Source organism: Quadrisphaera sp. DVD1, assembly GCF_058932755.1.
Genome location: NZ_JBZYWI010000026.1, coordinates 1 through 23160, shown reverse-complemented (window position 1 = coordinate 23160; position 23160 = coordinate 1). Strand labels below are relative to the sequence as shown.

Here is a 23160-nt window from a genome sequence, read left to right as displayed (position 1 = left end):
TGCCTAGGGCGCGCCGATCCCCGCGTCGTAGGCCGCCACGATGGCGCCCGCGCGGTCGCGCACGCCCAGTTTGGCGAGGATCGCCGAGACGTGGGACTTCACGGTGCGCTCGCCCATCCGCAGGTCCGTCGCGATCTCGCTGTTGCTCGCCCCGCGGCACACGCGCCGCAGCACGTCGAGCTCGCGCGGGGTCAGCCGCTCCAGCGCCCGCACGCCGCCGGGCGCCGGCGACTGCGCCCGGGTGCGGTCGCGAGCCCGGTCCAGCACCCGGGGCAGCACGCGCGGGTCGAGCCACGCGCCGCCGCCGGCGACCGCGCGGGCGGCCTCGACGAGCAGCTCGGCGGGGCTGTCCTTGAGGACGAAGCCCGCGGCGCCGGCGTCCAGCGCCCCCCACAGGACGTCGTCGTCGTCGAAGGTCGTCAGGGCCAGCACCGGGGGAGCACCCGGCTCGGCGCGCAGCCGCCGGGTCGCCTCCGGGCCGTCGACGCGCGGCATCCGCACGTCGAGCAGCACGAGGTCGGGCCGGTGCAGGCGCACCGCGGGCAGCACGCCCTCGCCGTCCTCGCACTGCGCGACGACGGTGAACCCGGGCTCGGAGCCGAGCACGAGCGCGAGCCCCGAGCGGACCATCGCCTGGTCGTCGGCGAGCACGATCCGGACGTCGCTCACGCGGCCCCTCCGGACACGGCGGCCGCGGTCGGCGTCCTCGGCGCCGGCGAGGCCGGGCCGGAGACCGGCAGGCGGCACTGGACCACCCAGGAGCCGTCCTGGGGACCGCTGGTCAGGTGCCCACCGAGGGCGGACACGCGCTCCGCGAGCCCCAGCAGCCCGTAGCCGCCGGTGCTGCGCGCGGCCGGTGCCGACGCGGGCGCGCGCTCGTTCGTGATCCGGGCCGCCACGCCGGCATCGGCCACCGCGACGTCGACGGTCACGGGCGTGCCCGGGACGGCGTGCCGGGCGGCGTTGGCGAGGGCCTCCTGGACGACGCGGTGCAGCGTCACGCGCACCGCCAGGGGCAGCGACGCGGGGTCGCCCGCCGTGCGCAGGGCCACCGGGAGGCTCGCCGCGCGGTAGCTCGCGGCGAGCTCGTCGAGGTCGAGGGAGAGCACGCGCGGCGGGGCGTCGTCATCGCGGAGCAGGCCCACGACGCCGCGGATGCCGTCGAGGCTCTCGCGGCACACCCGCTCGGCGTCCGCGAGGGCGCCCTCGGCGGCGGTGGGGTCGGTGCGCAGCACCCGGCGGGCGCCGCCGACGTGCAGGACGACGACGGTGAGGGAGTGGGCGACGAGGTCGTGGACGTCGCGGGCGATCCGGTGCCGCTCCTCGCGGGTGGCGGCCTCGGCCAGCCGGGCGTCGGCCGCGCGCAGCTCGGCCGCCAGGCGCGTCGCGCGGTGGACCAGCACGCCCACGAGCACGCCGAGGACGTTGCCGAACGCGAAGTACACCGAGCCGATGTCGTGCGCCCCGCCGGGCTGCGCCAGGGGCAGGAGGGGCAGGACGACGACGGCGGCGGTGGTCGCCGCGAGCAGCCACGGGCGGTCCGAGCGGCTCGCCACCCGGCTGGCGGCGGCGGTGGTGAGGAAGAGCGCGGCCCCGACGCGGTGCGAGAGCACCACGGGGACGACGGGCACCACCGCGAGGACGGCGAAGGCGCTCAGCGGGAGGTCGCGGCCGGCGACGACGAGCGCCCACGGCACGAGGGCCAGCGCCAGGCAGGACAGGACGAGCGGCGTCCGCGGGCCCTCGGCGACGGCCAGCGCGGCGGCCGCCAGGGCGACGGCGGAGTAGAACAGGTCGGGGGTCCGGGCGGCGGGGGTGCCGCTCGCTGCTGCGGTGCCTGCCGCCACGCCCACTGCCATGTCTCGGGAGGCTAGTGGCGGACGCCGTCCGCGGGGCCCGCCGTTCGGGCAGGGCGCGCCTCGTCCTGCAGGCCGAGGACGACGCGTCCTGCAGGACGATGACGCCCGCTCGGCCGCCGTCCAGCCTGGGCGCATGACCTCGACGACCGCAGCACCCCGGGTCCTGCCGCTCCGACCGGCACGTGCTCCCCGCGCCTGGCTCGCCCCGCGCGCCGTCCTCGCCGGGGCGGCAGCCCTTAGCGCGCTGTTCCTCGGCGTCGCGCTCGTCGGCCTGCTCGTCGACGACCGCGTCATCACCGGCGCCCCCGCGTGGCTCAAGCCGGCGAAGTTCGGCATCTCCATCACGATCTACCTGCTGACGCTGCGCTGGGTGCTCTCCCACGTGCAGGGGCACCGGCGGATGGTCGGCCTCATCACCGCCGTGGTCGTCGTGGCGCTCGTCGTCGAGCTCGCGGTCATCGGTGGGCAGGTGGTGCGCGGGACGACGAGCCACTTCAACGCCGACACCGCGCTCGACGGGGCGCTGTTCTCGCTGATGGGGATGATGATCTCGCTGGTGTTCCTCGCCACGCTCGTGGCCGGCGTCCTCGTGCTGCGGCGGCGCGGCCTCGACGCCGGGCTGGCCGCGGGCCTGCGGTGGGGGATCGGGGTCTCGCTCGTCGGGATGGCGCAGGCGGGGCTGATGATCGCCAACACCGGCTCCAGCCCCACCGGGGGGCACACCGTCGGAGCGCCCGACGGTGGCCCCGGGATGCCGCTGACCGGCTGGAGCGTGGCCCACGGCGACCTGCGCATCGGCCACTTCGTGGGGCTGCACGCGATGCAGCTGCTGCCGCTGCTGGCGTGGGTGCTCGCGACGCGCACCGGCCTGGACGGGCGCTCGCGGGCGCGGCTGGTGCGCGTGGCCGGGGTCGCCACGCTGGGCCTGGTGGCGCTGCTGTCGTGGCAGGCGCTGCGGGGTCAGGCGCTGCTGCGGCCGGACGTCGCGACGCTGCTCGCGACCGGGGGGCTGATGGCGTTCACCGGGGCGGGGGCGGCGCTGGTGCTAGCTGTGGAAGCCTGGCGCCCAACCCGTCGACCCGCCTGATATTGAGGATCCGATCGACGAAATTGGAATCAAGCAAGTTCGAAAGCTTTGCGCACGGTGAGTGCCCGAGGATTCCGTTCCAAGATTGAACCCACAGCGGATCCGAACGGGAGAACTGCCTCCCTTAAGTAGTCTGAAAGGTGCCCGCTCGTCACCACGGCGACATGGATTTCGGCTTTCATGGTATTGGAATGCAAGTCGCGGGCCACCGTAACCCATGGTACTCGAGTCGCAACCGGATGTTCCTGCTCAGTGTCGACGACATAAATCGGAGCCGGCGTGACTAGCAACGGGAAGCAGGCTTGGCCGCTCGCCCAGTCGGTGCTCGCGTTGAAGTCACGATTGGGCTTACCGGTGTCGTCAAGGAAAAAATTAACCGCCTTTGCCAATGGCGTCACAACGTCGGCGAAAAATCCTTCATTGTTGGCAGACCACTTTTTGTTCTGTAGTTGCACCCGAACGAGTTGATTCGCAATGAAGCTGTCATTTCTGGGGTGCCCATCGATCTCCGACATTCCCAGCCAGTGCCAAGGGCTGCCTTGAAAGTATGCGTTGGGATTGTCTGGCGTGGGGCGCATAAGATTGTTGCCGGCCCAGAAGGAGGCTTCGAAGATGGCTTCGTGAGCATCCACTCCGGCGGAGCTGTCGCTACGGCCAATTGCGACGAGTGGCCAATAAGAATTCTTGCATTCCATGATTACGCTCACACCAAAGGACGAACTATATTCCTCGCTTCGGAAAACTTGACGGTAACCGTGTATGTCTACTTCCCGCGACTTGCCCTCGTCGGGATCCACGTATGCACGGCCGAGGCGCACATAGAACCCGAACTCGCGCAATACTGACGCCGACTCCTGTTCCAGCAAGAACCCCGTGCTACCGAGTGCAGCAAGGATGTCTTCACTGGTGATTTCGGGAACAGGGTTGGCCATGCTGTTACTCTACCCATACCGCTGAGACGTGGCTCGTCATCAAACCGTGCTCAGACGCCGAGCACCCCTGGACGTCGGTACCTCAGCCCGAGCACGCTCCGTATGAGTGACCGTGCCTACGGCAAATGGTGCTTATAACCTCGCCTCATGACGACGATGTCAAACCTGCTGCTGCGCGCCCTCGTGGAGGCGGTCATCCCCACCGACGGCCTTCCGTCCGCGGCCGAGACCGGCGTGGCCGAAGCGGTGGTGGCGCTCCTCGCCGCCGAGCGACCGGAGTGGCAGCCGCGCCTGGATGCCGAGCTGGCGCGGATCGAGGCGGTGGCGCTCTCGCGCGGCGGCTCGTTCACCACGCTGGACGCCGCCGGCCGGCTCGCCGTCCTCGACTCCCTCGACGACCCGGACCACCGCTGGTTCTGCACGCTCGTCGGTGACCTGTACTACGCCGACCCCGCGACGCCCGGCTCCGCGGCACCGGCGGTCTGGGACAGCGTCGGCTGGCGCCGCGGGGTCAGCGTGGACGACGTCGACACCTCCGTGTTCGACCTGCCCGCCTCGTCCTTCGCCGGGCCCTGCGATCTGGCGGACTCCTACGACGCCGTCGTCATCGGCGCGGGCGCCGGGGGAGGGATCGCGGCGGCGGAGCTCGCGGCGTCCGGGCGGCGGGTGCTGCTCGTCGAGCGCGGGGACTGGCCGAGCACGGCGTCCCTGGGCCGCGACCACCTGCGGACGCCGCGCTCGTCCACCGGGCTGGACCCACTCACCGGGCCGCGGGGCTTCAACGACCCGCGGACGGTGGCGCTGGGCGTCCCGCGGCGGGTGTGGCCCGGGGACGGCGCGTGGGGCGCCAACGCCATGACCATCGGCGGCGGCACGCGCATCTATGGCGCGCAGGCGTGGCGGTTCAGCCCTGACGACTTCGCCATGGCCACGCGCTACGGGGTGCCGGACGGCAGCGCGCTCACGGACTGGCCGATCACCTACGACGACCTCGAGCCGTACTACAGCCGGGTGGAGGTCGAGCTCGGGGTCAGCGGCGCGGCGGGCGGCGACCCGTGGGCGGGGGAGCGGTCGGTGGACTACCCGATGCCGCCGGTGCACGAGACGGTGCAGTCGCGGATGCTGGCCGCGGGCGCCCGGGCGCTTGGCTGGTCGACGGTGTCGGTGCCGCTGCTGGTCAACTCCCGGCCGTACAACGGGCGGGCGGCGTGCGTGCACTGCGCGCAGTGCATCGGATTCGCCTGCCCCGTCGACGCCAAGACCGGCACCCACAACACCGCGCTGCGCCGCGCGCTGGCGACCGGGCTGTGCACGCTGCTGCCGTCGTCGCGGGTGGAGCGGCTGGTCACCGACCTGTTCGGGCGGGTGGTCGGGGTCGCGATCGTCGGCGGAACGGGGGCCAGCGTGTGGCGGCAGACGGTGTCGACGGGCGAGGTCGTGCTGTCCGCCGGGGCGATCGAGAGCGCGCGGCTGCTGCTGGCGTCCGCGTGCGACGACGAGCCGGACGGGCTGGGCAACGGCACCGACCAGGTCGGGCGGCACCTGCAGGCGCACCTGTACGCCGGGGCGTCGGCGCTGTTCCCCACCGACGTCGTGGATCTCGTCGGGCCGGGGCCGGCCATCGCGACGTGCGACTTCCGGCACGGCAACGACGGGATCGTCGGCGGGGGGATGCTGGCGAACGAGTTCGTGCCGACGCCGGGCCTCACGCGCCGCTACCTCGTGGACGCCGGGTTCCTGCCGCCGCACGGGCTGGACGCCGTGCGAGGGCTGCGCGAGGCCGCGTCACGGTTGGCGCGGGTCGTGGGCCCGGTCCACGAGGTGACGAGTGCGGACTCGCGGGTGCAGCTCGACCCCTCGGTGGTCGACGGGCACGGCAACGCGGTGGCCTCACTGTCCGGGGCGCTGCACGCCGAGGACCTGCGCGGCCAGGCCTTCCTGGCCGAGCGGGCGGCGGAGTGGCTGACGGCGAGCGGGGCGGCGCAGGTGCGGCAGATGGCGCTCGGGTCGCTGACGTCGGGGCCGAGCGCCGGGCAGCACCAGGCGGGCACGTGCCGGATGGGCACCAACCCGGCGACGTCGGTGACCGACCCGTACGGGCGGGTGTGGGGCCACGACAACGTGCGGGTCGTTGACGCCTCGACGCACGTGACGAACGGCGGGGTGAACCCGGTGCTGACGGTGCTGGCCAACGCGCTTCGGGTGGCGGAGCACATGGTTAGTGGGACGACGGCGGCCGCGCCTGCACAGTTGTCGGGATCGGGATCGGGATCGGGATCGGGATCGGGGGCGCGGGCAAGGCCGGTGAGCCAGGAGCGGTAGAGCTCGGCGCTGCGCGCGACGACGCCCTTGGCGCCGGGCTCGATGGTGAGGCCCGGCCACGCACCAGGAAAGTAGTCGTAGGCGAGCGGCTCGAGGGCGGTGAGGATGCGGTCGAGGGAGCGCTCCGGCAGCGGCAGGAGCATCGGGTAGCTGCGCATGAACGAGACCCGCTCCAGCCCGGGCAGGACCATGAGGGTGTCGCCAACGAGCAGCCCGCCACGGCCCTCGGCCGCACCGGGGACGTGCATAACGGCGCTGCTGGCACAGTGCCCGCCGCAGCGGATGAAGGTGACGCCCGTGGGCTAGCTCGGCGGGGTCGTCCCCACCACGTCACAGCGGCGTCGAGGTAGCCGGGCGGGTCGCACAGATCGCCGCCCGCGGGGTGAGGACGAGGAGCTCGCGGTGGCCGATGCCGAGAGGCGGGCTGACGGCGAGCTCAGACAGGTCCGGCTCGACCTCGGTGAGGTGGTGGCCCAGCTCTCGGCGGCGAGCTCGTCGAGGTGTGTCCAGGGTCGGCCGGTCGCGGGGACGTACTGGTGGTCGTTAACGCATACATGGCACTGCGCTGACGGCTCAGAATGGGCGGGTGCAATTGCCGCAGGTCCAGCAGATCGACGCGTGCGGCTCCGCTCTGTGCTGGTGATGGCCCACATCCTTTGGTGCAGTTGGCGGCCAGCGAGGTCCAGCCTCTAGCGCCCTGCCACTCCACTGCTAAGTCAACACGCCTGATGGCTGGCCCCCACCACTCGGGATGGCGGTCATGCCACTCTCATGAGAAGCGCCGCCGTCCACGCATTCGTATTCGTAAGACTTGACAGGGGCATCGCGGGCGCGGAAGTCGGTGAACCAGGCGAGCTGCATCCAGACACAAGGCGCGATGGCAAAGCACCAGGACCTTGCATAGCGCCGAGCATGGCTCCTACGTTCACCGCGGTTCTCGCAGGGTCGACGGCCGCTACAGCTGGTGCCAGCCTGCGTGCCACTTCGCTGCAGCCGGGCAGGGACGCCTCGACGTAGGTCATGCCAGCCCAGCCGAGGCGAAACTGCGATTCGACGCCAGGTGGCGCAGTGCGGCGACGTCGCGGCGCTGCGCCCGTGCAGCGTTGAGGTCGTCGAGCATCGGCCACGGGGTGCCGCCTGTCGCGGGCGTCCACTGGGCTGAGCCCGCTGCCCAAACCATGCGGGCGTAGGTGAACCGCGCATGGAAAGGCCGCCCAGCTGCTTCTCGAGCCTGGCGACAGCGCGTGGAGCGCCAACGCCATGGCCATCGGCGTACTTGCGATGGTGCGCGGTCGCGGTCGCGGTCACGGTCTCGTGGCGCCCAGGAGCTCGCTTCACGATGAGGGCGACGCCGCCTCAGCCCTCTCGCCGCCTCGTCGACGTGGTGACTGCGTCGAACCGGGTGCCGCACCATGGGCTGCTAGTAGGACGAGAGGCTGACCGCGGTCTGCGGCTGGCGACCGCCTGGAGTCAGCGATCCGGCACCGGCCCGAGCGCTCCCTGAACCAGCTGGCAGGTCACAGCGAGGCATCGCCACCCCGGGCCCTCCGCGAGCCAGTAGACTGTCCCGACCGTGCCTCGGCGCCAGCTTGCGCGACCCGATGGGCCAGCGCATCGCCTAGGGCCGTGACGTCACGCTCCGCCCAAGGTCGCCGTCCACTCTTGACGTCCCACTGTCGGTGGTGCCTGGCAGCCTGGAGCCCATCGGACGACTCGGAGGTTGCTGAGATGATCAGAACGTTGGACTTGTTTGCTGGCGCGGGGGGCCTCAGCCTTGGTTTCGCTCAGGCGCAACTGGGATTTGAGCCGGTCCACGCTGTCGAGGTTGAGGGCGCCGCAGCACGCACATACAAGCGGAACTTCGGTACGCCGGTCTTCGATGGGCCTATCGAAGACATCGAAACCTTCGAGGAGGCGGACGTCATCTTGGGTGGCCCCCCCTGCCAGGGCTTTTCACCACTGGGGCGTGATCGCGACGATGTAAGCCGCGCGCAAATGAACTCTTTGTGGCAACACTACTTGCGGGCGGTGCGCCAGCTGCGGCCGAAGGCCTTTGTGATCGAGAACGTCCCGGAATTCCAGCGCAGCGCGCAGTTTGCCAAATTGCTGCTACTTATGGAATCCGATGAAACGCTGCGTCAATACACTTACGCCTATGGCGTCCTAAATGCCGCGGATTACGGCGCCCCGCAGACGCGCAGGCGGGGGATATTCATGGCCGTGAAGGGATCCGCGGAAGTCCCGTGGCCGCCCGTGCCGACACACGGGCCGAACTCAGACGGCGCGGTGCCATATGTAACAGTCCGCGACGCCATAGCTGACCTCCCGGCGGTTCCTGCGTCTGATGACGTCTCAATCTTGGAGGACGGGCGGCAGGACCTGCACTTCAGAAGAAACCCCCGACCGGAATCAATTCAGCGATACGAGGCCATCCCTCCGGGCGGAAACAGGTTCGATCTGGCTAGAAATCGACCAGATCTCACTCCACGATGCTGGGCAGAAAAGCCCACGGGGACGACTGACGTTATGGGAAGGCTCTGGTGGGACCGCCCCAGCGTCACCATTCGAACTGAATTTTTCAAGCCCGAGAAGGGCAGGTACCTGCACCCAGAGGCGCATAGGCCCATCACCCACAGAGAGGCCGCGCGTTTACAGTCTTTCCCCGACAATTTTGAGTTTGAAGGCTCCAAGATTGAGATTGCCCGACAAATCGGGAACGCCGTGCCGCCGAAATTGGCCGAATCGATCGCGCGGCACCTTCACTCACTTCTTGCCGGACCCAAATAGGCGGGAGCGATCAGCGATTCTGCGGATAGTGCGAAAGCTGACTGCGTTCACGAGCGCCGCCCTCAAACCATGCCGCGTCAATGACTGTCGCGAACTTGAAGCGCTTCCACAATTTGCTGCAGGCGGTGGGCGGCCCCGACTGGTTCCTCATGTTCCCAGATGCGGACAACCGTCCACCCTGCCGACCTTAGGGCAAGGTTGGTCTGCTGGTCTCGAATCCGAGTTACACGGACCTTCTCGGCCCAAAATGCACCGTTGGTCCTGGCCACGGTGTGGTGCTCGGGACATCCATGCCAAAAGCAACCATCGACGAAAACGGCCACTTTCGTTCTTGGGAATACCATGTCCGCGGTTCTCCGAAGCTCAGCAATAGGCTTGCGATGCACGTAATATCGGAGCCCCAGTGAGTGCGCCGCCTTGCGCAAAGCAAGCTCGGGACCTGTGTCCTTGCCTTTGTTTCCTTGCATGCTCGCTCTGACGCCCGGTGTCGAGGCCCATGACTTTTCGCCCATCTCGGCATCCCTTCGTTGCGGCGCTCACGCTTGACGAAATCGCGGACCGATGACACCTTGCCTCGGTGAAAACTAGCAAGCCCGATGCGACGACCAGCGACCCAGCCTCGGCCGATGACGCGGTGCCGAGACTTCCCGTACGTCTCAGCGCGAATCGGCGAAGGCTCTCGCCGCCTCGACCCGACCCTCGCAAGCGACCCAAGCATCAGATTGGTCCGACGCCTGGAGGCACGGCGGGCCGCCCCCCGGGGCGGGGACAAGACGAAGAAATTTGGGCAGTGCGAGACGAGATCGCTCGGCAAGATCCCAGTTGGACTCGCGCCGGGTATGCAATCCGCGAGGCGCTGGACCAAATTTATGACGGCCAGCGGACTGGGCGTTGGGATTACACGCAGCTGTTGAAAACGGAAAAGACCCATGTTGGCACCTTGGTTGAAATTTGGCTGCAACGGGAGTTCCTGTTTGATGATGGAGAGGATCTCGACTACCGGATTGCTGGGGCAGAAGTCGACTGCAAGTGGTCACTGAACCTGTATGAGTGGGAGATTCCTGAGGAAATGTACTCGAGAGGGCCGATGATCGCTCTCTTGGTGTGGGCCAATGAGTACACCGCCAGGTGGGCGATGGGCCTCTTGCGAATCGACGAGACGGTGCTCAAGCCGCCCGGGAGGCAGCGCGATCGAAAGCGAAAGATCAACGAGCTGGGACGCGACCAGATACTGTGGCTCGTACCTGGCGCGGATCTCGTTGAAAACACTTTGGTGCATATCGCCGACCCTGCCCTGCTTGAGTCGGTGGCTTATGCTCGTGACGGGCAAGATGCCGTAACCAACTTGTTCCGCGGGCTCACTGGTCGTCTGGTCAACCGAGCTACAGTGCTTACGGCAGGACAGCAGATTGATCCGGGTAAGCGCGTTAGGGACGCGCGCAAACGACTGCGGCCCGAAGGTATCGTCATTTTCGGTCACTACCAACCGCATCCGGCGATGGCCGCTGCGCTCGGTCTTCCTGAGCCCACGCTGGGACGCTACGTCAGTACACGGTTGTCGCCGTGGCAGGACGGCGATGTTGAGCCATGTATTGAGGTTGACAACCGAAAGTGGCGGTGCGCCCGAGATTTCGAGCCGGCCTGCATGGCCCCGCTGCTGCCCAAGCAGGGAAAGGCGGACTAAGGGCGACCCGGATATTTGACCTGACGATGGTCATTACTAGGGTCGGGCCATCAGTCGCTGGCGGCGGACGACAGCACGCCAAGTGCATTTTTCAATGCAATGACAAACACGGTGTGTTCGCCGCCACTTTGGAGCCTGGCTAGGTGGGTGACGCCGTGGTACTTACGGCTCGTTGATTCCTGGGCTACGTCGAAGGATATTTCGTCGCCGCCGTAAGAACGAGCCGCAAGGCCGATTTCCCAGCACACGAGAAACGTCATGTCGTTCCACCTCTTAACGGCCGAGACGACGTCTTCAATAAGGGCGCTGGCCGTGTGCTTGAACTCTGCTACACCTTCCCGTTCGCGCATGTCGATGTCGTCCTGCCCCGTCAGGACGTCGCGAACGGCAATGTCGCATAGCTCGGGCCTGTATTCAAAGTAGGAGTCGTAAAAATCAAAGCCACTGTAGAACACCGGCTGCAGATGGGCGTAAACACCCATGCCCACCAACTCGCTGTACAGTGCGATTACATCCTGCTCTGATTCCGGCGCGCTTTGCAGTCGTATATCGCCAAATGGGGGCAACGAGCTGAGGGGCATGGGCTCTGCGCGCCGCTGGTATGCCTTGACGGCTGGGGCGACATAACCGCCAGCAGCTGGCCTTGTCCGGGGAGGGCTGATGCGCAAGAATGGTCGACTCTCGTTGGCGACGCGGTTTGCGATGATTTCCTCCGTTATCCGCAGAAAGTCGTGAACCTCCGGAGGGAAATCCTTGCGCCCGAGATCCGGCTCGATGCGACGCATGCTATAGAGAAGCCAGGTGCGGTCGACGTTGAAGCCACGGTGGGTCAGAGTGATCTCGCGTACCCACGAAGAAATCATGCCGTCCGTCGCAACCCTGAGGCTAGGGGCATGTAGCCACTTTCGGTTGGCCGGAATCTTCCATGCCTCCCGAATTGCGTCGCGGTATTGGGCGCTGTAGGAGAACAGGGCGTAAGCGTGGACGTCGTGATCAAGGACAAAGCTCCGAACTTCTTCAGATGTAGTGAGCTTTTCCCCAACTTGGTCTTGAATAAGGTCGAGCAGTTCCTCGGGCCCAAACTGCCAGTAGCAAGCATGATATGCTTTTCGGTCTCGAGGCGCAGGTTCGGCATTCCGCAACTGCTTCATGTGCTGGCCCAGGTTGAGCACCCTTATGCCTGCTGGGACGTCCATGTGTGGATAGCGGTAAAGAGCGGGAACTTCCACCGTGTCGGTCTTTGAGTAAGCCCTGTACTCGAGATGCACTTCGAGGGGACGCTGCTTCGCGGTCTCGGGAGGGCTGACGAGTCCCGCGGCCGTTTGGTTTCGTAGAACCGTGGCGGCGTAATCAATGCTGGGAAAGGACATCCGCAAGCTTCGTGGCTCTGTAAGAGGACTCAAACCCACCGTGATGATGGTTCCGGTGTTGGAGAGTCGACCTTCAGTGCCTACAGCATCGTTGAGGCGCCCGATCGGCGGAGCCGCGTCGGGAGTCGTGTCCTCAACCCAACTGCGTCCTCCCTCTAGCCTAAGAATGTAGTGTTCGTTCGTCGTTCTTGATTCAATCTCGAAATAGTCGAACCCGTATGCAAGAAAGGTCATTCCGACCCCCTTGTGGCCGCGGACGAGTCCCTGCAGGAAGGCGGCGCGCTTGCTCCCAACATCGGGGGCAAGGTATCGTTCTATGTCGCTACTTGAGATGCCGCGACCGTTATCCCATACGGATATCTGATCTGAATCTGTGTTCAGAATCACCCGGACCGTCCCGGTGTCGCCGAGGCCGTCGGCGGAAAGGACTTCGTCCACTGCATTCTGTACCGGCTCGGCCAGTACATCCGTCGCGTTGTGATAACTCTTGATTACGTTGATAACGCGCTGCTTGACCCACGCAGTAGCAGCGTCCTGAGTGAGCGTGTTCAGTGGTTGGACGTCTCTCATGAATTCTCCCTGTGATTGGCTGCCGGTCTAGCCATGCAGACGAAAACTGTGCTTTGTCTATTAGGCGAGATCTGCCTGCTATTGATCCATTGGTTGACATGTCAGCATCGGTCATCGTTGCGAGCGCGAGCCGAGCTGTGAACGGTCCGCGACGCCAAGAATACCCAACCTTGCCCTGACCTCTGCGAGAACCGTGGCTGGCCGAATAGCGCTGGGGGAGGGGGTAAGCGGCGTGGCCGTCACCGGCGTCGTGTTGAAGACGTGTTTCCGATGGTCACCTACAGGTGTAATTGATGGCCACCTCCTGTCAGCGTTGGCTGGTGCGGCGGGGGACTCTCCTCCGGATGGAGGGGGACCGACGAGCGCCAAGTCGCTGAGGTCAGTGTCGAGTTCGTCTGGCATCCCTTTGACGAACCGATGACCGTCACTCGTGAGACGGTGACGATCACGTCATGGAGCGCTGGACGGCCATCGGGAGGCTCCAAAGGCCCCGCGTCCGGCGAGCGACTTGAGCCCGCCTTCGTGGCGCGAGGTCTGAGCTGCCCAGCGGAGGTCGTAGTGCCAGGGGAAGAACAGGTCGCCGGGGCCCTCAAATCCGCTTCATGGTCGGCGCACACCTGGCGAGCGACGTCCACCGCGCTCTCGGCGCCGACAAGGCGCCCCAAAGCGTCGATGGGCCAGTCTCTGAGGTCCCGTTTCGTGGCCACGACAACAGTTTGCCAGCTGCGACGGGCCCGCGGCGGTGCCGGGACGGCAGGTGCTGCGCAGCGATCAGCTGCTCAAGGCCTCCAAGCGCGTGTGGCCCATGGCGAAGGGTGCTGCGCCTTCACCGTCCGGAACGTACATAGAGACGAGCGAACGGCTACCTATGGCTGGTGACGCGAGTCGTTGCGACGCGTCGTGACTACCGCGCGGGCGTCCAGAGGCGGCTTGGCGTAAGGCGACGGTGTCCTTCTCGCACGGTGCTTGTCCGCGTGCTCTCCTGCACCCATGAGCGCGACGACGGCCACCACGACCTCCGGCCGCGTCGAGGGGCGCTGCGCCGACGGCGTCACCACCTGGCTCGGCGTCCCCTACGCCGCCCCGCCCGTCGGGCCGCTCCGCTTCCGCGCCCCGCAGCCGCCCAGCCCGTGGGCCGGCGTCCGCCCTGCCCTCACGCCCGCCGGCGCCGCCACCCAGCGCGGCGGTATCACCGCACCGATAGCCGGGCTCGGCTCGTCAGTGGGAGAGGACTGCCTCTACCTCAACGTCGCCTCCCCGGCCGCGGACGACGCCCGGCGTCCGGTGCTGGTGTGGGTGCACGGCGGCGCGTTCACGTCCGGCTCCGGCGCCCTGTACGACGGCCGGCACCTCGCGGCGCTCGGCGACGTCGTGGTGGTCACCGTCAACTACCGGCTGGGGGTGTTCGGCTTCGCTGACCTGTCCGCGGTCACCGGCGCCGACGTCCCGTCCAACCTCGGGCTGCGCGACGTCATCGCCGCGCTGGAGTGGGTGCGCGACAACATCGCGGCCTTTGGGGGCGACCCCGGCCGCGTCACGGTCGCGGGGGAGTCGGCCGGCTCGGTGCTCGTCTCGCTGCTGACCGTCGCGCCGGAGGCGCGCGGGCTGTTCGGCGCCGCCATCTGCGAGAGCGGCACCTACACGCTCGGCCACGGCGACGAGCAGCGCGCCGACGTCGCGGAGCGGTACGCCCGCGAGCTGCGGATCGGCCCGCGGGGCGGCGCAGCCCTGTGGGAGCTGCCGACCGAGCAGCTCCTCGCGGCCCAGGTCGCGGTGGGGAAGCAGGTGCACGCGACGACGGCCGCCGCGCCGTGGTTCGACGGCGACGTCGTGCCCGCCTCCCTCGCGGATGCCCAGGCGGCCGTCCGCCCCGACCTGCCGCTGCTCGCAGGGTCCAACCGCGACGAGATGCTGCTGTTCCGCCGCACCCGCTCCGACATCCTCCTGCTCGACCGCGCCGAGATCGCCCACCGCCTGCGCGACGCCCTCGGCGACGAGCACGCCCGCCGCATCGTTCGCGCCTACCCCGACACCCGCGCCGGCGAGACGCAGCTGTCCACCGACATCAACTTCGCCCGGCCCACCGCGCACTTCGCGAAGCGTCACGCGGCCGCGGGTGGCACGACCTTCACCTACCGCTTCGACGCCGCGACGCCGTGGCTCGGCGCCTGCCACGCGTCTGAGCTCGCGTACCTGTGGGACTGGCGCGGGACGACGGGGTTCGCGCTGCGCGGCGTCCGGACGGCGGCCCGCCGGGCGCTCGCGGAGCGGATGCAGCGGCACTGGGTCGCCTTCGTGCGCGACGGCCGTCCGGGACCTGACTGGCCCGCCTACGACCTCGCCGACCGGCGCACCCTCGTCCTCGACCCGGCCGGCGACCACGTCGAGGTCGACCTCGCGGGGGAGCGCCGGGAGGCGTGGGCGGGCGCCGACGTGATGCCGCACGGGTGAGGCGGCGACCTGCATCAGCAAAACGTCAGGGAGGTGTCCGGATGCCGTGAGGCCGCTTCTCCGGCGCCGTCGCCCGCCGTACCGTCCGGCCATGCGACCGGCACCTCTCTCGACCCGGCCGGCATCGGCGTCCCGCCAGGCGCGGCTGCTGCGCCTGGCGCTCGTGCTGGTCGTGGCGGGCACGTCGGTGGTGGCCGCCTACACCTACGACGTGGGCCGCGTCGCCGTGGCGATGGCGCCTGAGCTGGCTGGCTACCGGGTGCCGCTGTACGTGGCGGCCGGCGCCGGCGTCCTGCTCGTGCTGGGAGGGGTGACGCTCGCGGCCGACCTGGCGTCCGTGGTGCAGCGGGGCCGCGGCGACTTCCCGGGGGCCTCGGTGCTGCTGCGGCGCCTCCGCGTGCTGGTGTGGGTGCTCACGGGCTGCCTCACGGCGGGCGTCGTCACGATGGAGGTCGTCCTGTCCGGCCTCGACCTGGACATGCCCCTGGTGTGGCTGTTCTGGCTGGTCGTCGAGGCCGGGATGGTCGCGCTCGCCGGCAAGCTGCGGGCGCGCCAGCGCCGCATCGAGGAGCTCGCGCCCCGGCCGCGGTAGGGCGGCTCACCGGCGCGAGGGCCGCCGCAGGGCCGTCAGGGCGAGCAGCGTCGCCTCGTCCGGCACCGTGCCGGCACTCACCAGGGCCTCGATCTCGGACGGGGAAAGCCCCGCCGACCAGCACGCCACCACCGCCCGGTCGCTCACGCCCGGGTCGGTGAACGCCGCGACCAGGCGCGGGTCGAGGCCCTGCGCTCGCAGGGTGATCAGGGCGAGGGTGAGCATCCGCACGTCCTCGGGGCGCGCGTCGTAACGCTCGGCGATCGCCTCGATGGGGTGGTGGTAGACGCGGTCGTCCCAGTCGAACGCCGCTGACAGCGCCGGGCGTCCGGCGCCGCGGCGGACCAGCCGGACGGCGGTCAGCAGCTCTTCCGAGCCGGCGCCGGGCCCGGTGAGGTCGGCCTCGTCCGGCCCCTCGTCGCCCGTGCTCATCGCGTCCAGGGTCTCACCGGGGGCGCCGGAGCGAGCGCGTCGTCGGCGCCGGTCCCTACCGTTCGCGCCGTGGAGCTCGCGACGACCCGGCCGATCGTCGTCCCGCCCGCTCCCGCGGCGTCCTCCCCGGCGTCCGCGCGCACGATGCGCGCCAATCGCCGCCGCGACACGGCGCCGGAGCTGGCGGTGCGCCGAGAGCTGTGGCGGCGCGGCCACCGCTACCTCGTCGACGCCACCCCGGCCGGCACGAGCCGGCGGCGCCGGGCGGACGTCGTCCTGCGCGGCCCGCGGATCGCGCTCTTCGTCGACGGCTGCTTCTGGCACTCCTGCCCGGACCACCTCCACGTGCCCAAGGCCAACCGCGCCTGGTGGGAGGTCAAGCTCGCCAGCATCCGCGAGCGCGACGCCCGCACCGACGCCGAGCTGCGCGCGGCCGGGTGGACGCCGGTGCGCGTGTGGGAGCACGAGGATCCGGGAGCCGTGGTCGACCGGCTCGAGGTCCTCATCGCGGAGTCGCCTCAGTCGCGCCGGACGCCGCGGTCGGGGGCGCTCATGTCTCCCGTCGCGGGCGTGCCGTCGGCCAGGCCGTAGCGCAGGTAGACGGTGCCGCTCGGGCTGGCGACGGGCGGATCGAGGAGCGTGACGTTCGTGGGCACCGCACCGCCGTCGAACACCTTCTTCCCGACGCCGAGCACGACCGGGTGCACCCACAGGTCGATGACGTCGAAGAGCTGCTCGCGCAGGAGCGTCTGCACGAGGTCCAGGCTGCCGACGACCTTGATGTTCTCGTGCCGGTCGCGGACCTCGCGCACCGCGGCGGGCAGGTCCGGGCCGAGGTGCGTGGACCCGGCCCACGAGAGGTCGGGCGTGCCGCGAGAGGCCACGTACTTGGGGATGCGGTTGAACAGCGCGGCGATGCTGCCGTCCTCGCCGCCGTTCTGGTGCGGCCAGTAGCCGGCGAAGATGTCGTAGGTCCGCCGACCGAGCAGGAGGGCGTCGGTGCCCTCGTACGCGGCACCGACCTGGGCCCCGGAGACCTCGTCCATCAGGGGCGCCTGCCAGCCGCCGAACGGGAACCCCTCCGGGTCCTCGTCGGGGCCGCCGGGCGCCTGCCCGACGAGGTCGAGGGTGGCGAACAGCTCGAGGTGGATGAGGCCCATGGCGTGCTCCCGGTGCGTCGGTCGTCTGAGTCGGGAGGTAGACCGGCGGCGCGGGCGGAACCCATCGCTGCGGCGTCCAGCGGCTGTCGTCCGGGCGCCCGGAACTGTCGGACCCCGCGGCGACGATGGACCTGTCCACCCCAGACGGGATGGGCACGGAGCCGTCCTGGAGCGCGCCATGCTCTCTTCCACGCTGGACCTGCACGCCGTCGCCGATGCCGCGCTGCACGAGGGGGCGGTGGTCGGCTCCGGTGCGCTCCGGTCCGGCCACGGCTACGCGGTGGCGATCCCCGGCACCGAGGAGGTCGTGCCGACGACCAGCCAGGCCGCGCTGGTCGGCGTCCTCGTCGGGTACGTCGGGCACCACCAGCGCGACCTCGCCGGGCCGGGGCGCGTGCTGGACGCCGTCGCCGAGGGCACCCACACGGTGATCGACGTGGCCGAGGTCTACCCCGACCTGCCGACCGCGCGGTCGGCGGCCCGCGCGCTGCACCAGTGCGTCGTCCTGGACCTGGTCAGCCACGCCACCATCCCCGTCTGACGGGTAACGCCTCGGCGCGCCTCGCGCGGGAATGGCCGAGCGACCCGCAGCATTGAGGAGGGTGGCCGGTCCGGTACATGTCCCCGGGCCTCACCTCAGCCGCTTCGAGCGGCCTACCGCCGAGAGGCGACTGTCGGATCGGCCACGCACGTGGACGGCCGCTCGGTCTTCGGACCGAGCGGCCGTTCTGCGTTCCCGTCAGGCATGATCACTGGACTCGACCCTGGAGCCGCTCATGCCCACGCCCGACGTCCCGCTGGCCAAACTGGGATTCCTCACGATCGGCACGTTCGACGAGGCCGATCCCGGCCCGGGCCACGAGAGCACCCTGGCGGTCCTCGAGCTGGGGGAGCGGCTCGGCTTCGACAGCGCCTGGCTGCGCCACCGCCACCTGCAGCCCGGCATCTCCTCGCCGGTCGCGGTGCTCGCGGCCGCCACCCAGCGCACGCGGCGCATCGAGCTCGGCACGGCCGTGACGCCGCTCGGTTGGGAGAACCCGCTGCGCCTGGCCGAGGACCTCGCCACGGTCGACGTCCTCTCCGGTGGCCGCCTCAACCCCGGCATCAGCGTCGGGCCGCCGATGCACTTCGATGACGTCAAGGACGCGCTCTACCCCGACACGGCGGACGCCGAGGACTTCACCTACGAGCGGGTCCTGCGCCTGGTGCGCCTCGTGCGCGGGGAGCCGGCCAGCCCGTTCCGCGGGGTCCGCGGCATCGAGCAGTTCTCCGACCGGGTGCAGCCGCACGCGCCGGGCCTCGCGGACCGCATCTGGTACGGCGCGAGCGGCGTGCGCTCGGCGCAGTGGGCGGGGGAGCAGGGCCTCAACCTCCTCACCAGCAGTGTCATCAAGGCTGAGGAGTTCGAGGACTTCGCGCAGAGCCAGCGCGCCCAGGTCCGGGCGTTCCGCGCGGCGCATCCGGCCGGGGACGCCGCCCGCGTCTCGCAGGGCCTCGTGGTCATCCCCACCGACAGCGCCTCGGCTGAGCAGCGCGCCCGGTACGCCGCGTACGTCGAGGGGCGGATGCCGCGGACGACGAGCCCCCAGGGGCCGGCGCGCATCCTGTTCGCGCCGGACCTGCTGGGCACGTCGGAGCAGATCGCCGAGGCGCTGTACGCGCACGCCGGGTTCCGCGAGGTCACCGAGGTCGCGTTCGCGCTGCCCTTCACGCTCCGGCACGAGGACTACGTGCAGATCCTCACCGACATCGCGACGAGGCTCGGCCCGGCGCTGGGCTGGCGGCCGAGCGCCTGACCCCGGCCCGGACGCCGGTCGTGCGGGCTCACGACCCTGGCGGACGCAGCCCCGCGACCAGCCGCGCCAGCAGCGCGAGCAGCGTCGCGTAGTCCTCGCCCGGCAGCGCCACGGCGACCCGTGCCCGCACCGCCTCGACGGCGGGCGCCAGCTCCCCGTGCTTGTCCTGCCCCGCGGACGTCAGGACGAGGCCCGCTCCCGACTCCACCACCCACCCTGCGGCCTCCAGGGCCTCGACGACGTGCTCGACCACCACCGCGGGGTCGAAGGCGCTGAGGGAGGTCAGCAGGTCGCCGCGCTCCACGGGTCCTCGCGCCAGGGAGGTGAGGACCTGCCACCCGCGGCGGTCCACGCCCGTCCCGCGGAGCGCGTCGTCGAAGGCCGCATCGAGCAGCGCGTCGGCCTCCTTCAGCCACCACCCGACGGGTCTGCGCTCACGGTTCCGCTCGTCCATCTCGCCTCCTCCACGTCCGGCTCGGTGATAACGGCAGCCGGCGGACGTCGTCCTGAGGTCACCGCCACGACGTCGCCCCGACAACGACCGCCATCCCAGCCCACTGCGGCGCCTCGAGCCACTGGCCGAGCAGGACGATCCCGGCCAGCGCCGCGAGGACCGGGTGGACGCTCATGAAGACGCCGAAGAAGCGTGCGGGCACGAGCCGCAGCGCGCTGAGGTCCCCGGCGTAGGGCACGACCGACGGCAGCACACCTGCCGCGACCGCCGCGAGCAGCGGCGCACCCCCGAGCAGGCCGTCGGCCATCGGACGCCGCCCCGGCCGGCACCCGCGCCGTGCACGGCGTCGACGAGTGGCTCACCCTGATCGCCGCCGGGCAGGCGGTCGGCATCACCGCCGAGGCCACGGCGCGCCAGCACCTGCGACCCGGCGTCACGTACCGCCGGGTCCGCGACGCCCTCCCCGTGCCGGTGTGCCTGGCGTGGTGGAAGGACGACCCGCCGCCGCGCGCCGGCGCGCTGCTCCAGCTGGTCCGCGAGGCCTACGCACCCAGCTAGCTCAGTGGCAGTGCTGCGTGTACTCCGCGCGGCGCCAGAGCATCGCGGCGGCCATGGCCACGAGCATCAGGACGTGCCCGGCGACCATCAGCGTCGCCTCGGAGATCACGCCCAGCCACAGCGGCGCGAGCAGGGCGACGAACGGCAGGTACATGGCCGTGGCCATCTCGGCGATGCTGGCCCAGCCGTGCCCGCGGTAGCGCATCCACGCGGACATCGCGACCGTCATGTTCGTGGCCATGACCACGGCGCCGACGTCGGCGCGGTCGAGCACGGCCGTCCAGCCGAGCGCGTCACCGGCCCACGACCAGACCGGGGCGAGGGCGACCATCCCGACCACCATCGCCACCACCATCTCCAGGTAGTGGCGCACGAACGGCCACAGCGCGCGGGCGCGGGCCGGAGCGGCGACAGCGGCGGGGGCGGCCAGCGGGGTGTTGCTCATCGGATCCTCCAGGGAGACGTCGTCGAGGGAACGGGTCCACCGTGGAGCCGGCCACCACCGGGTCGCGCCGGGAGAACCGCCAGGTCTGCGGCCGTGGTCAGCCGCGAGGCGAGCTCTGCGGCGTCCCGGCCCACGAACCCGAGCAGCGCCGAGCCGCGGCTGCGCTGCCACGGCAGCCCGAGGAAGAACAGCCCCGGCACCGGGCTGACCCCGCCGTCGTGGACGACCCGCCCGTCGGCGACGGCACTGGGCACGTCGACCCAGGAGTGGTCGGCCCGGTACCCGGTGGCCCACACGACGGCGTCCACGTCGACGGCCCCTTCGACGCCCCTGTCGGCGAGCACCACGCGCCGCCCGGACGCCGACACGGCCCGCCCGGCGAGCGTGATCCCGCGGCGCCGCAGGCGCGGCCACGTCGTGCCGATGACGAGCTCGCGCTCCCGCACGCGCCGGGCCAGGCGCGAGCCGGCGGGCGCGCTGACCACGCCGAGCGCGGTCAGCCACCAGAACAGGTCGCGGCCCAGCGGCCGCTGGGGGAGGGCGCGCGGCCGGGTGCCGACCGCGAGGGTGACCGCGCGGCCGGCGGCGGCGAGCTCCTCGGCGATCTGCACCCCGGAGCTGCCCGCCCCCACGACGAGCACCCGCCCTGCCGGCACGTCGGAGGGCCGCCGGTAGCCGGCGCTGTGCACCTGGACGACGCCGTCGTCGAGCCCCGCGGCCAGCGCGGGCACGTGCGGGGTGTGGAACGGCCCGGTGGCCACGACGACCTGCCGGGCGCGCACGACGCCGGTCGTGGTCTGCGCGATGAAGCCCCCGTCGGTGCGGGTCAGCCGGGTGACTCGGGCGCCAAGGCGCACCGGCAGGCCCCACTGCACGGCGTAGGCCTCGAGGTGGTCGGCGACCTCGTCCTTGCCCGGGTAGGTGCCGGCGGGCGCGGGGAACGGCGTGCCGGGCAGGGCGTCGTACTCCGCGGCGGTGAACAGGCGCAGGGAGTCCCAGCGCGAGCGCCACACGTCCCCGACCCGTTCGCCGGCGTCGACGAGGAGGAAGCGCAGCCCGCGCTCGCGCAGGTGCCAGCCGAGGGCGAGCCCGGCCTGGCCGGCGCCGATGACGAGGACGTCGAGCGGCCGGCCGGGCGGCACGATGATCATGACGAGGGACGCTAGGGGCGCCGCCGCACGGCTCGCACTGGTGGTACCACCAGTGAGCGCTCAGCCCAGGGGGCGCGCGGCCAGCTCGGTGCGGCTGGTGATCCCGAGCTTGCCGAAGACGTTGCGCAGGTGGAAGTCCACGGTGCGGGGGCTGACGAACAGCCGTCCTGCGACGTCGCGGTTGGACATCCCCTGCTGCACCAGCCGCGCCACCTGCAGCTCCTGCGGGGTGAGCTCGACCGCGGTGGAGGCGTCGTGGCGGCGGGCGGTCTCCCCGGAGGCCCGGAGCTCGGCCCGGGCGCGCTCGGCCCACGGCTGCGCCCCGAGGTCGTCGAAGACCTCCAGCGCCGCGCGCAGGTGGGCGCGGGCGTCCACCCGACGGCGCGAGCGGCGCAGGAGCTCCCCGTACGCCAGCTCGGTGCGCGCTCGGTCGGGCACCCGCAGCGAGGACGCGTGGGCCTCCAGCGCTGCCCGGAAGTGGGCCTCGGCGTCCGCGCCGTCGGCGAGCAGGGCTCGGCCGTGCTCGGTCGCGGCGCTCGCCCACGCCTGGCCGGTGGCGTCGGCGACGTCGGCCAGGTCGGCCACCCACGCCCGCGCGACCTCGGAGCGCCCCGCGCGGACCGCGGTCTCGAGCCGGTCCATCGCGGCCAGGTGCCGGATCGTCGGGGTGGTCATCTGCTCGAGGTGGTGCAACGCGGTGGCCGATGTGTCCGCCGACCGCAGGGCGCGGGCCCAGCGGGTGAGGTCGCCGACGAGGTCGGTGACGATGCCGAGGGAGCGCCCGGCCGTGATCTCCTCCAGCGCCGCGAGGTGCCGGTCGGCGGCGTCCTCGCCGCGCAGGGCCGCGAGCAGGGCGAGCACCGCGGTGGGGTACCCCGCGAGCGACGGCTGCCCGACGCTGTCGGCGAGGAAGACCGACTCGGCCGACCCGGCGTCGGCCTCGGCCCAGCGGCCGGTGGCGACCTCGGTGACGCTGCGGCGGGTCAGCGCGTGCACGATCATGATCACGGTGCTGGTGGCGCGGGCCCCGGCCAGCAGCCGGTCCTGCAGGCGCAGCGCGGCCGCGTCGTCACCGGTGTGCCAGGTGCAGACGCCGAGGTTGAGCAGCAGGTCCTCGTCGTCGGTGTCGCTGAGCTCGTCAGCGGTCGCCACGGCCCGGCGCAGGGGCGGGACGGCGGCGTGCCGGTCGCCGCGGGAGACGGCGTCCAGCCCCCGCACCAGGTCGGCCAGGCACCGCTCGCGGGACGCGGCGTCGGGACCGACCGGCGGCACGAGCGCGGTCGGGTCCAGCGGGCTGCCGGAGCGGGCGCCGAACGCGGCCAGCGCCGCCGCGAGCATGGCCAGCTCCCCGGCTCGCCGGGCGTCGTGCGGCGCGACCTCGGCCGCGGCCTCCAGCACCATCCGGTGCCCGGTGTGCAGCGAGGTGGCGTGGAACTCCAGCTGCGCCCGGAGGCGCTGGACGTCAGCGCGCAGGAGCGGGTCACGGGCCTGCTCCTCCGCCGCGTCGGCG

At 70.7% G+C, this 23160-nt stretch carries 22 protein-coding genes; 10 read left to right on the top strand and 12 right to left on the bottom strand.

The features are described 5' to 3' along the window. Positions 1-3: 3 nt before the first annotated feature. On the bottom strand, positions 4-630 hold the full coding sequence (locus tag AC5FZL_RS04925) for a response regulator (protein WP_493617459.1): 627 nt from the start codon (positions 628-630) through the stop codon (positions 4-6). Positions 631-665: 35 nt separating this feature from the next. Further along, positions 666-1859 carry a sensor histidine kinase gene (locus AC5FZL_RS04920; protein ID WP_493617450.1) on the bottom strand — a complete coding sequence of 398 codons (1194 nt, stop codon included), beginning with the start codon at positions 1857-1859 and terminating at the stop codon, positions 666-668. Between the two features lie 133 nt (positions 1860-1992). Between AC5FZL_RS04920 and AC5FZL_RS04915 the strand changes: the two genes are divergently transcribed. Beyond that, a complete protein-coding gene (locus tag AC5FZL_RS04915; RefSeq protein ID WP_493617449.1) occupies positions 1993-2946 on the top strand; it encodes a hypothetical protein in 954 nt (317 codons plus the stop codon). A 29-nt stretch (positions 2947-2975) separates the two neighbouring features. On the opposite strand, the gene AC5FZL_RS04910 is transcribed toward AC5FZL_RS04915, so the two are convergent. After that, a complete protein-coding gene (locus AC5FZL_RS04910) occupies positions 2976-3878 on the bottom strand; it encodes a hypothetical protein (protein ID WP_493617448.1) in 903 nt (300 codons plus the stop codon). A gap of 147 nt (positions 3879-4025) precedes the next feature. Here AC5FZL_RS04910 and AC5FZL_RS04905 point away from each other — a divergent pair, with 147 nt between their 5' ends. Both AC5FZL_RS04905 and AC5FZL_RS04900 read left to right on the top strand, forming a co-directional pair. Further along, entirely contained in the window at positions 4026-6200 is a 2175-nt protein-coding gene (locus AC5FZL_RS04905) for a GMC oxidoreductase (protein WP_493617447.1), read from the top strand. A 1728-nt stretch (positions 6201-7928) separates the two neighbouring features. After that, on the top strand, positions 7929-8987 hold the full coding sequence (locus tag AC5FZL_RS04900; protein ID WP_493617446.1) for a DNA cytosine methyltransferase: 1059 nt from the start codon (positions 7929-7931) through the stop codon (positions 8985-8987). A gap of 77 nt (positions 8988-9064) precedes the next feature. Here the strand turns inward: AC5FZL_RS04900 and AC5FZL_RS04895 are convergent, their stop codons facing one another. Next, positions 9065-9454, bottom strand: coding sequence for a very short patch repair endonuclease (locus tag AC5FZL_RS04895; protein WP_493617458.1), 390 nt, complete (start codon positions 9452-9454; stop codon positions 9065-9067). A gap of 323 nt (positions 9455-9777) precedes the next feature. Here AC5FZL_RS04895 and AC5FZL_RS04890 point away from each other — a divergent pair, with 323 nt between their 5' ends. Beyond that, positions 9778-10671 carry a NaeI family type II restriction endonuclease gene (locus tag AC5FZL_RS04890; RefSeq protein ID WP_493617445.1) on the top strand — a complete coding sequence of 298 codons (894 nt, stop codon included), beginning with the start codon at positions 9778-9780 and terminating at the stop codon, positions 10669-10671. A gap of 50 nt (positions 10672-10721) precedes the next feature. On the opposite strand, the gene AC5FZL_RS04885 is transcribed toward AC5FZL_RS04890, so the two are convergent. Next, the gene (locus AC5FZL_RS04885; RefSeq protein ID WP_493617444.1) at positions 10722-12611 is read right to left on the bottom strand and encodes an ATP-binding protein; all 1890 of its coding nucleotides are present in this window, start codon (positions 12609-12611) and stop codon (positions 10722-10724) included. Positions 12612-13601: 990 nt separating this feature from the next. On the opposite strand from AC5FZL_RS04885, the gene AC5FZL_RS04880 reads away from it, so the two are divergent. Then, positions 13602-15062, top strand: a complete 1461-nt coding sequence (locus AC5FZL_RS04880; protein WP_493617443.1) for a carboxylesterase/lipase family protein — start codon at positions 13602-13604, stop codon at positions 15060-15062. 91 nt (positions 15063-15153) lie between these two features. After that, positions 15154-15654 carry a hypothetical protein gene (locus AC5FZL_RS04875; RefSeq protein ID WP_493617442.1) on the top strand — a complete coding sequence of 167 codons (501 nt, stop codon included), beginning with the start codon at positions 15154-15156 and terminating at the stop codon, positions 15652-15654. A gap of 6 nt (positions 15655-15660) precedes the next feature. Here AC5FZL_RS04875 and AC5FZL_RS04870 read toward each other — a convergent pair whose 3' ends face one another. Beyond that, positions 15661-16086, bottom strand: coding sequence for a hypothetical protein (locus AC5FZL_RS04870; protein WP_493617441.1), 426 nt, complete (start codon positions 16084-16086; stop codon positions 15661-15663). Positions 16087-16155: 69 nt separating this feature from the next. Here AC5FZL_RS04870 and AC5FZL_RS04865 point away from each other — a divergent pair, with 69 nt between their 5' ends. Then, positions 16156-16677 (top strand): very short patch repair endonuclease, encoded by a 522-nt coding sequence (locus AC5FZL_RS04865; RefSeq protein WP_493617440.1) that lies wholly within the window; start codon positions 16156-16158, stop codon positions 16675-16677. Here AC5FZL_RS04865 and AC5FZL_RS04860 read toward each other — a convergent pair. Further along, positions 16605-17246 (bottom strand): dihydrofolate reductase family protein, encoded by a 642-nt coding sequence (locus AC5FZL_RS04860; protein ID WP_493617439.1) that lies wholly within the window; start codon positions 17244-17246, stop codon positions 16605-16607. The genes AC5FZL_RS04865 and AC5FZL_RS04860 overlap by 73 nt on opposite strands. Positions 17247-17424: 178 nt before the next feature. Between AC5FZL_RS04860 and AC5FZL_RS04855 the strand changes: the two genes are divergently transcribed. Together AC5FZL_RS04855 and AC5FZL_RS04850 are read left to right on the top strand one after the other, a co-directional pair. Next, positions 17425-17787 carry a hypothetical protein gene (locus tag AC5FZL_RS04855; protein WP_493617438.1) on the top strand — a complete coding sequence of 121 codons (363 nt, stop codon included), beginning with the start codon at positions 17425-17427 and terminating at the stop codon, positions 17785-17787. A gap of 235 nt (positions 17788-18022) precedes the next feature. Then, a complete protein-coding gene (locus AC5FZL_RS04850) occupies positions 18023-19042 on the top strand; it encodes an LLM class flavin-dependent oxidoreductase (RefSeq protein ID WP_493617437.1) in 1020 nt (339 codons plus the stop codon). Between the two features lie 28 nt (positions 19043-19070). Here AC5FZL_RS04850 and AC5FZL_RS04845 read toward each other — a convergent pair whose 3' ends face one another. Continuing rightward, the gene (locus AC5FZL_RS04845) at positions 19071-19496 is read right to left on the bottom strand and encodes a hypothetical protein (RefSeq protein WP_493617436.1); all 426 of its coding nucleotides are present in this window, start codon (positions 19494-19496) and stop codon (positions 19071-19073) included. Between the two features lie 58 nt (positions 19497-19554). Next, positions 19555-19803 (bottom strand): EamA family transporter, encoded by a 249-nt coding sequence (locus AC5FZL_RS04840; RefSeq protein ID WP_493617435.1) that lies wholly within the window; start codon positions 19801-19803, stop codon positions 19555-19557. 29 nt (positions 19804-19832) lie between these two features. On the opposite strand from AC5FZL_RS04840, the gene AC5FZL_RS04835 reads away from it, so the two are divergent. Continuing rightward, entirely contained in the window at positions 19833-20054 is a 222-nt protein-coding gene (locus tag AC5FZL_RS04835) for a LysR substrate-binding domain-containing protein (protein ID WP_493617434.1), read from the top strand. Position 20055: 1 nt separating this feature from the next. Here the strand turns inward: AC5FZL_RS04835 and AC5FZL_RS04830 are convergent, their stop codons facing one another. From AC5FZL_RS04830 to AC5FZL_RS04820, 3 genes are all read right to left on the bottom strand, one after another. Beyond that, entirely contained in the window at positions 20056-20499 is a 444-nt protein-coding gene (locus AC5FZL_RS04830) for a hypothetical protein (protein WP_493617433.1), read from the bottom strand. Further along, positions 20496-21650 carry a flavin-containing monooxygenase gene (locus tag AC5FZL_RS04825; RefSeq protein WP_493617432.1) on the bottom strand — a complete coding sequence of 385 codons (1155 nt, stop codon included), beginning with the start codon at positions 21648-21650 and terminating at the stop codon, positions 20496-20498. The genes AC5FZL_RS04830 and AC5FZL_RS04825 overlap by 4 nt, the downstream gene beginning before the upstream one ends. Before the next feature lie 60 nt (positions 21651-21710). Next, positions 21711-23160: LuxR C-terminal-related transcriptional regulator (locus AC5FZL_RS04820; protein ID WP_493617431.1), on the bottom strand; the 1450-nt coding region annotated here is incomplete at its 5' end.

Bases quoted from the DNA above. Each gene is read 5' to 3' on its own strand.
- AC5FZL_RS04860 (WP_493617439.1), bottom strand. From the start codon at position 17,246: ATGGGCCTCATCCACCTCGAGCTGTTCGCCACCCTCGACCTCGTCGGG.
- AC5FZL_RS04915 (WP_493617449.1), top strand. From the start codon at position 1,993: ATGACCTCGACGACCGCAGCACCCCGGGTCCTGCCGCTCCGACCGGCA.
- AC5FZL_RS04855 (WP_493617438.1), top strand. From the start codon at position 17,425: ATGCTCTCTTCCACGCTGGACCTGCACGCCGTCGCCGATGCCGCGCTG.
- AC5FZL_RS04885 (WP_493617444.1), bottom strand. From the start codon at position 12,611: ATGAGAGACGTCCAACCACTGAACACGCTCACTCAGGACGCTGCTACT.
- AC5FZL_RS04880 (WP_493617443.1), top strand. From the start codon at position 13,602: ATGAGCGCGACGACGGCCACCACGACCTCCGGCCGCGTCGAGGGGCGC.
- AC5FZL_RS04895 (WP_493617458.1), bottom strand. From the start codon at position 9,454: ATGCAAGGAAACAAAGGCAAGGACACAGGTCCCGAGCTTGCTTTGCGC.
- AC5FZL_RS04910 (WP_493617448.1), bottom strand. From the start codon at position 3,878: ATGGCCAACCCTGTTCCCGAAATCACCAGTGAAGACATCCTTGCTGCA.
- AC5FZL_RS04870 (WP_493617441.1), bottom strand. From the start codon at position 16,086: ATGAGCACGGGCGACGAGGGGCCGGACGAGGCCGACCTCACCGGGCCC.
- AC5FZL_RS04875 (WP_493617442.1), top strand. From the start codon at position 15,154: ATGCGACCGGCACCTCTCTCGACCCGGCCGGCATCGGCGTCCCGCCAG.
- AC5FZL_RS04905 (WP_493617447.1), top strand. From the start codon at position 4,026: ATGACGACGATGTCAAACCTGCTGCTGCGCGCCCTCGTGGAGGCGGTC.
- AC5FZL_RS04920 (WP_493617450.1), bottom strand. From the start codon at position 1,859: ATGGCAGTGGGCGTGGCGGCAGGCACCGCAGCAGCGAGCGGCACCCCC.
- AC5FZL_RS04825 (WP_493617432.1), bottom strand. From the start codon at position 21,650: ATGATCATCGTGCCGCCCGGCCGGCCGCTCGACGTCCTCGTCATCGGC.
- AC5FZL_RS04840 (WP_493617435.1), bottom strand. From the start codon at position 19,803: ATGGCCGACGGCCTGCTCGGGGGTGCGCCGCTGCTCGCGGCGGTCGCG.
- AC5FZL_RS04900 (WP_493617446.1), top strand. From the start codon at position 7,929: ATGATCAGAACGTTGGACTTGTTTGCTGGCGCGGGGGGCCTCAGCCTT.
- AC5FZL_RS04830 (WP_493617433.1), bottom strand. From the start codon at position 20,499: ATGAGCAACACCCCGCTGGCCGCCCCCGCCGCTGTCGCCGCTCCGGCC.
- AC5FZL_RS04925 (WP_493617459.1), bottom strand. From the start codon at position 630: ATGGTCCGCTCGGGGCTCGCGCTCGTGCTCGGCTCCGAGCCCGGGTTC.
- AC5FZL_RS04850 (WP_493617437.1), top strand. From the start codon at position 18,023: ATGCCCACGCCCGACGTCCCGCTGGCCAAACTGGGATTCCTCACGATC.
- AC5FZL_RS04845 (WP_493617436.1), bottom strand. From the start codon at position 19,496: ATGGACGAGCGGAACCGTGAGCGCAGACCCGTCGGGTGGTGGCTGAAG.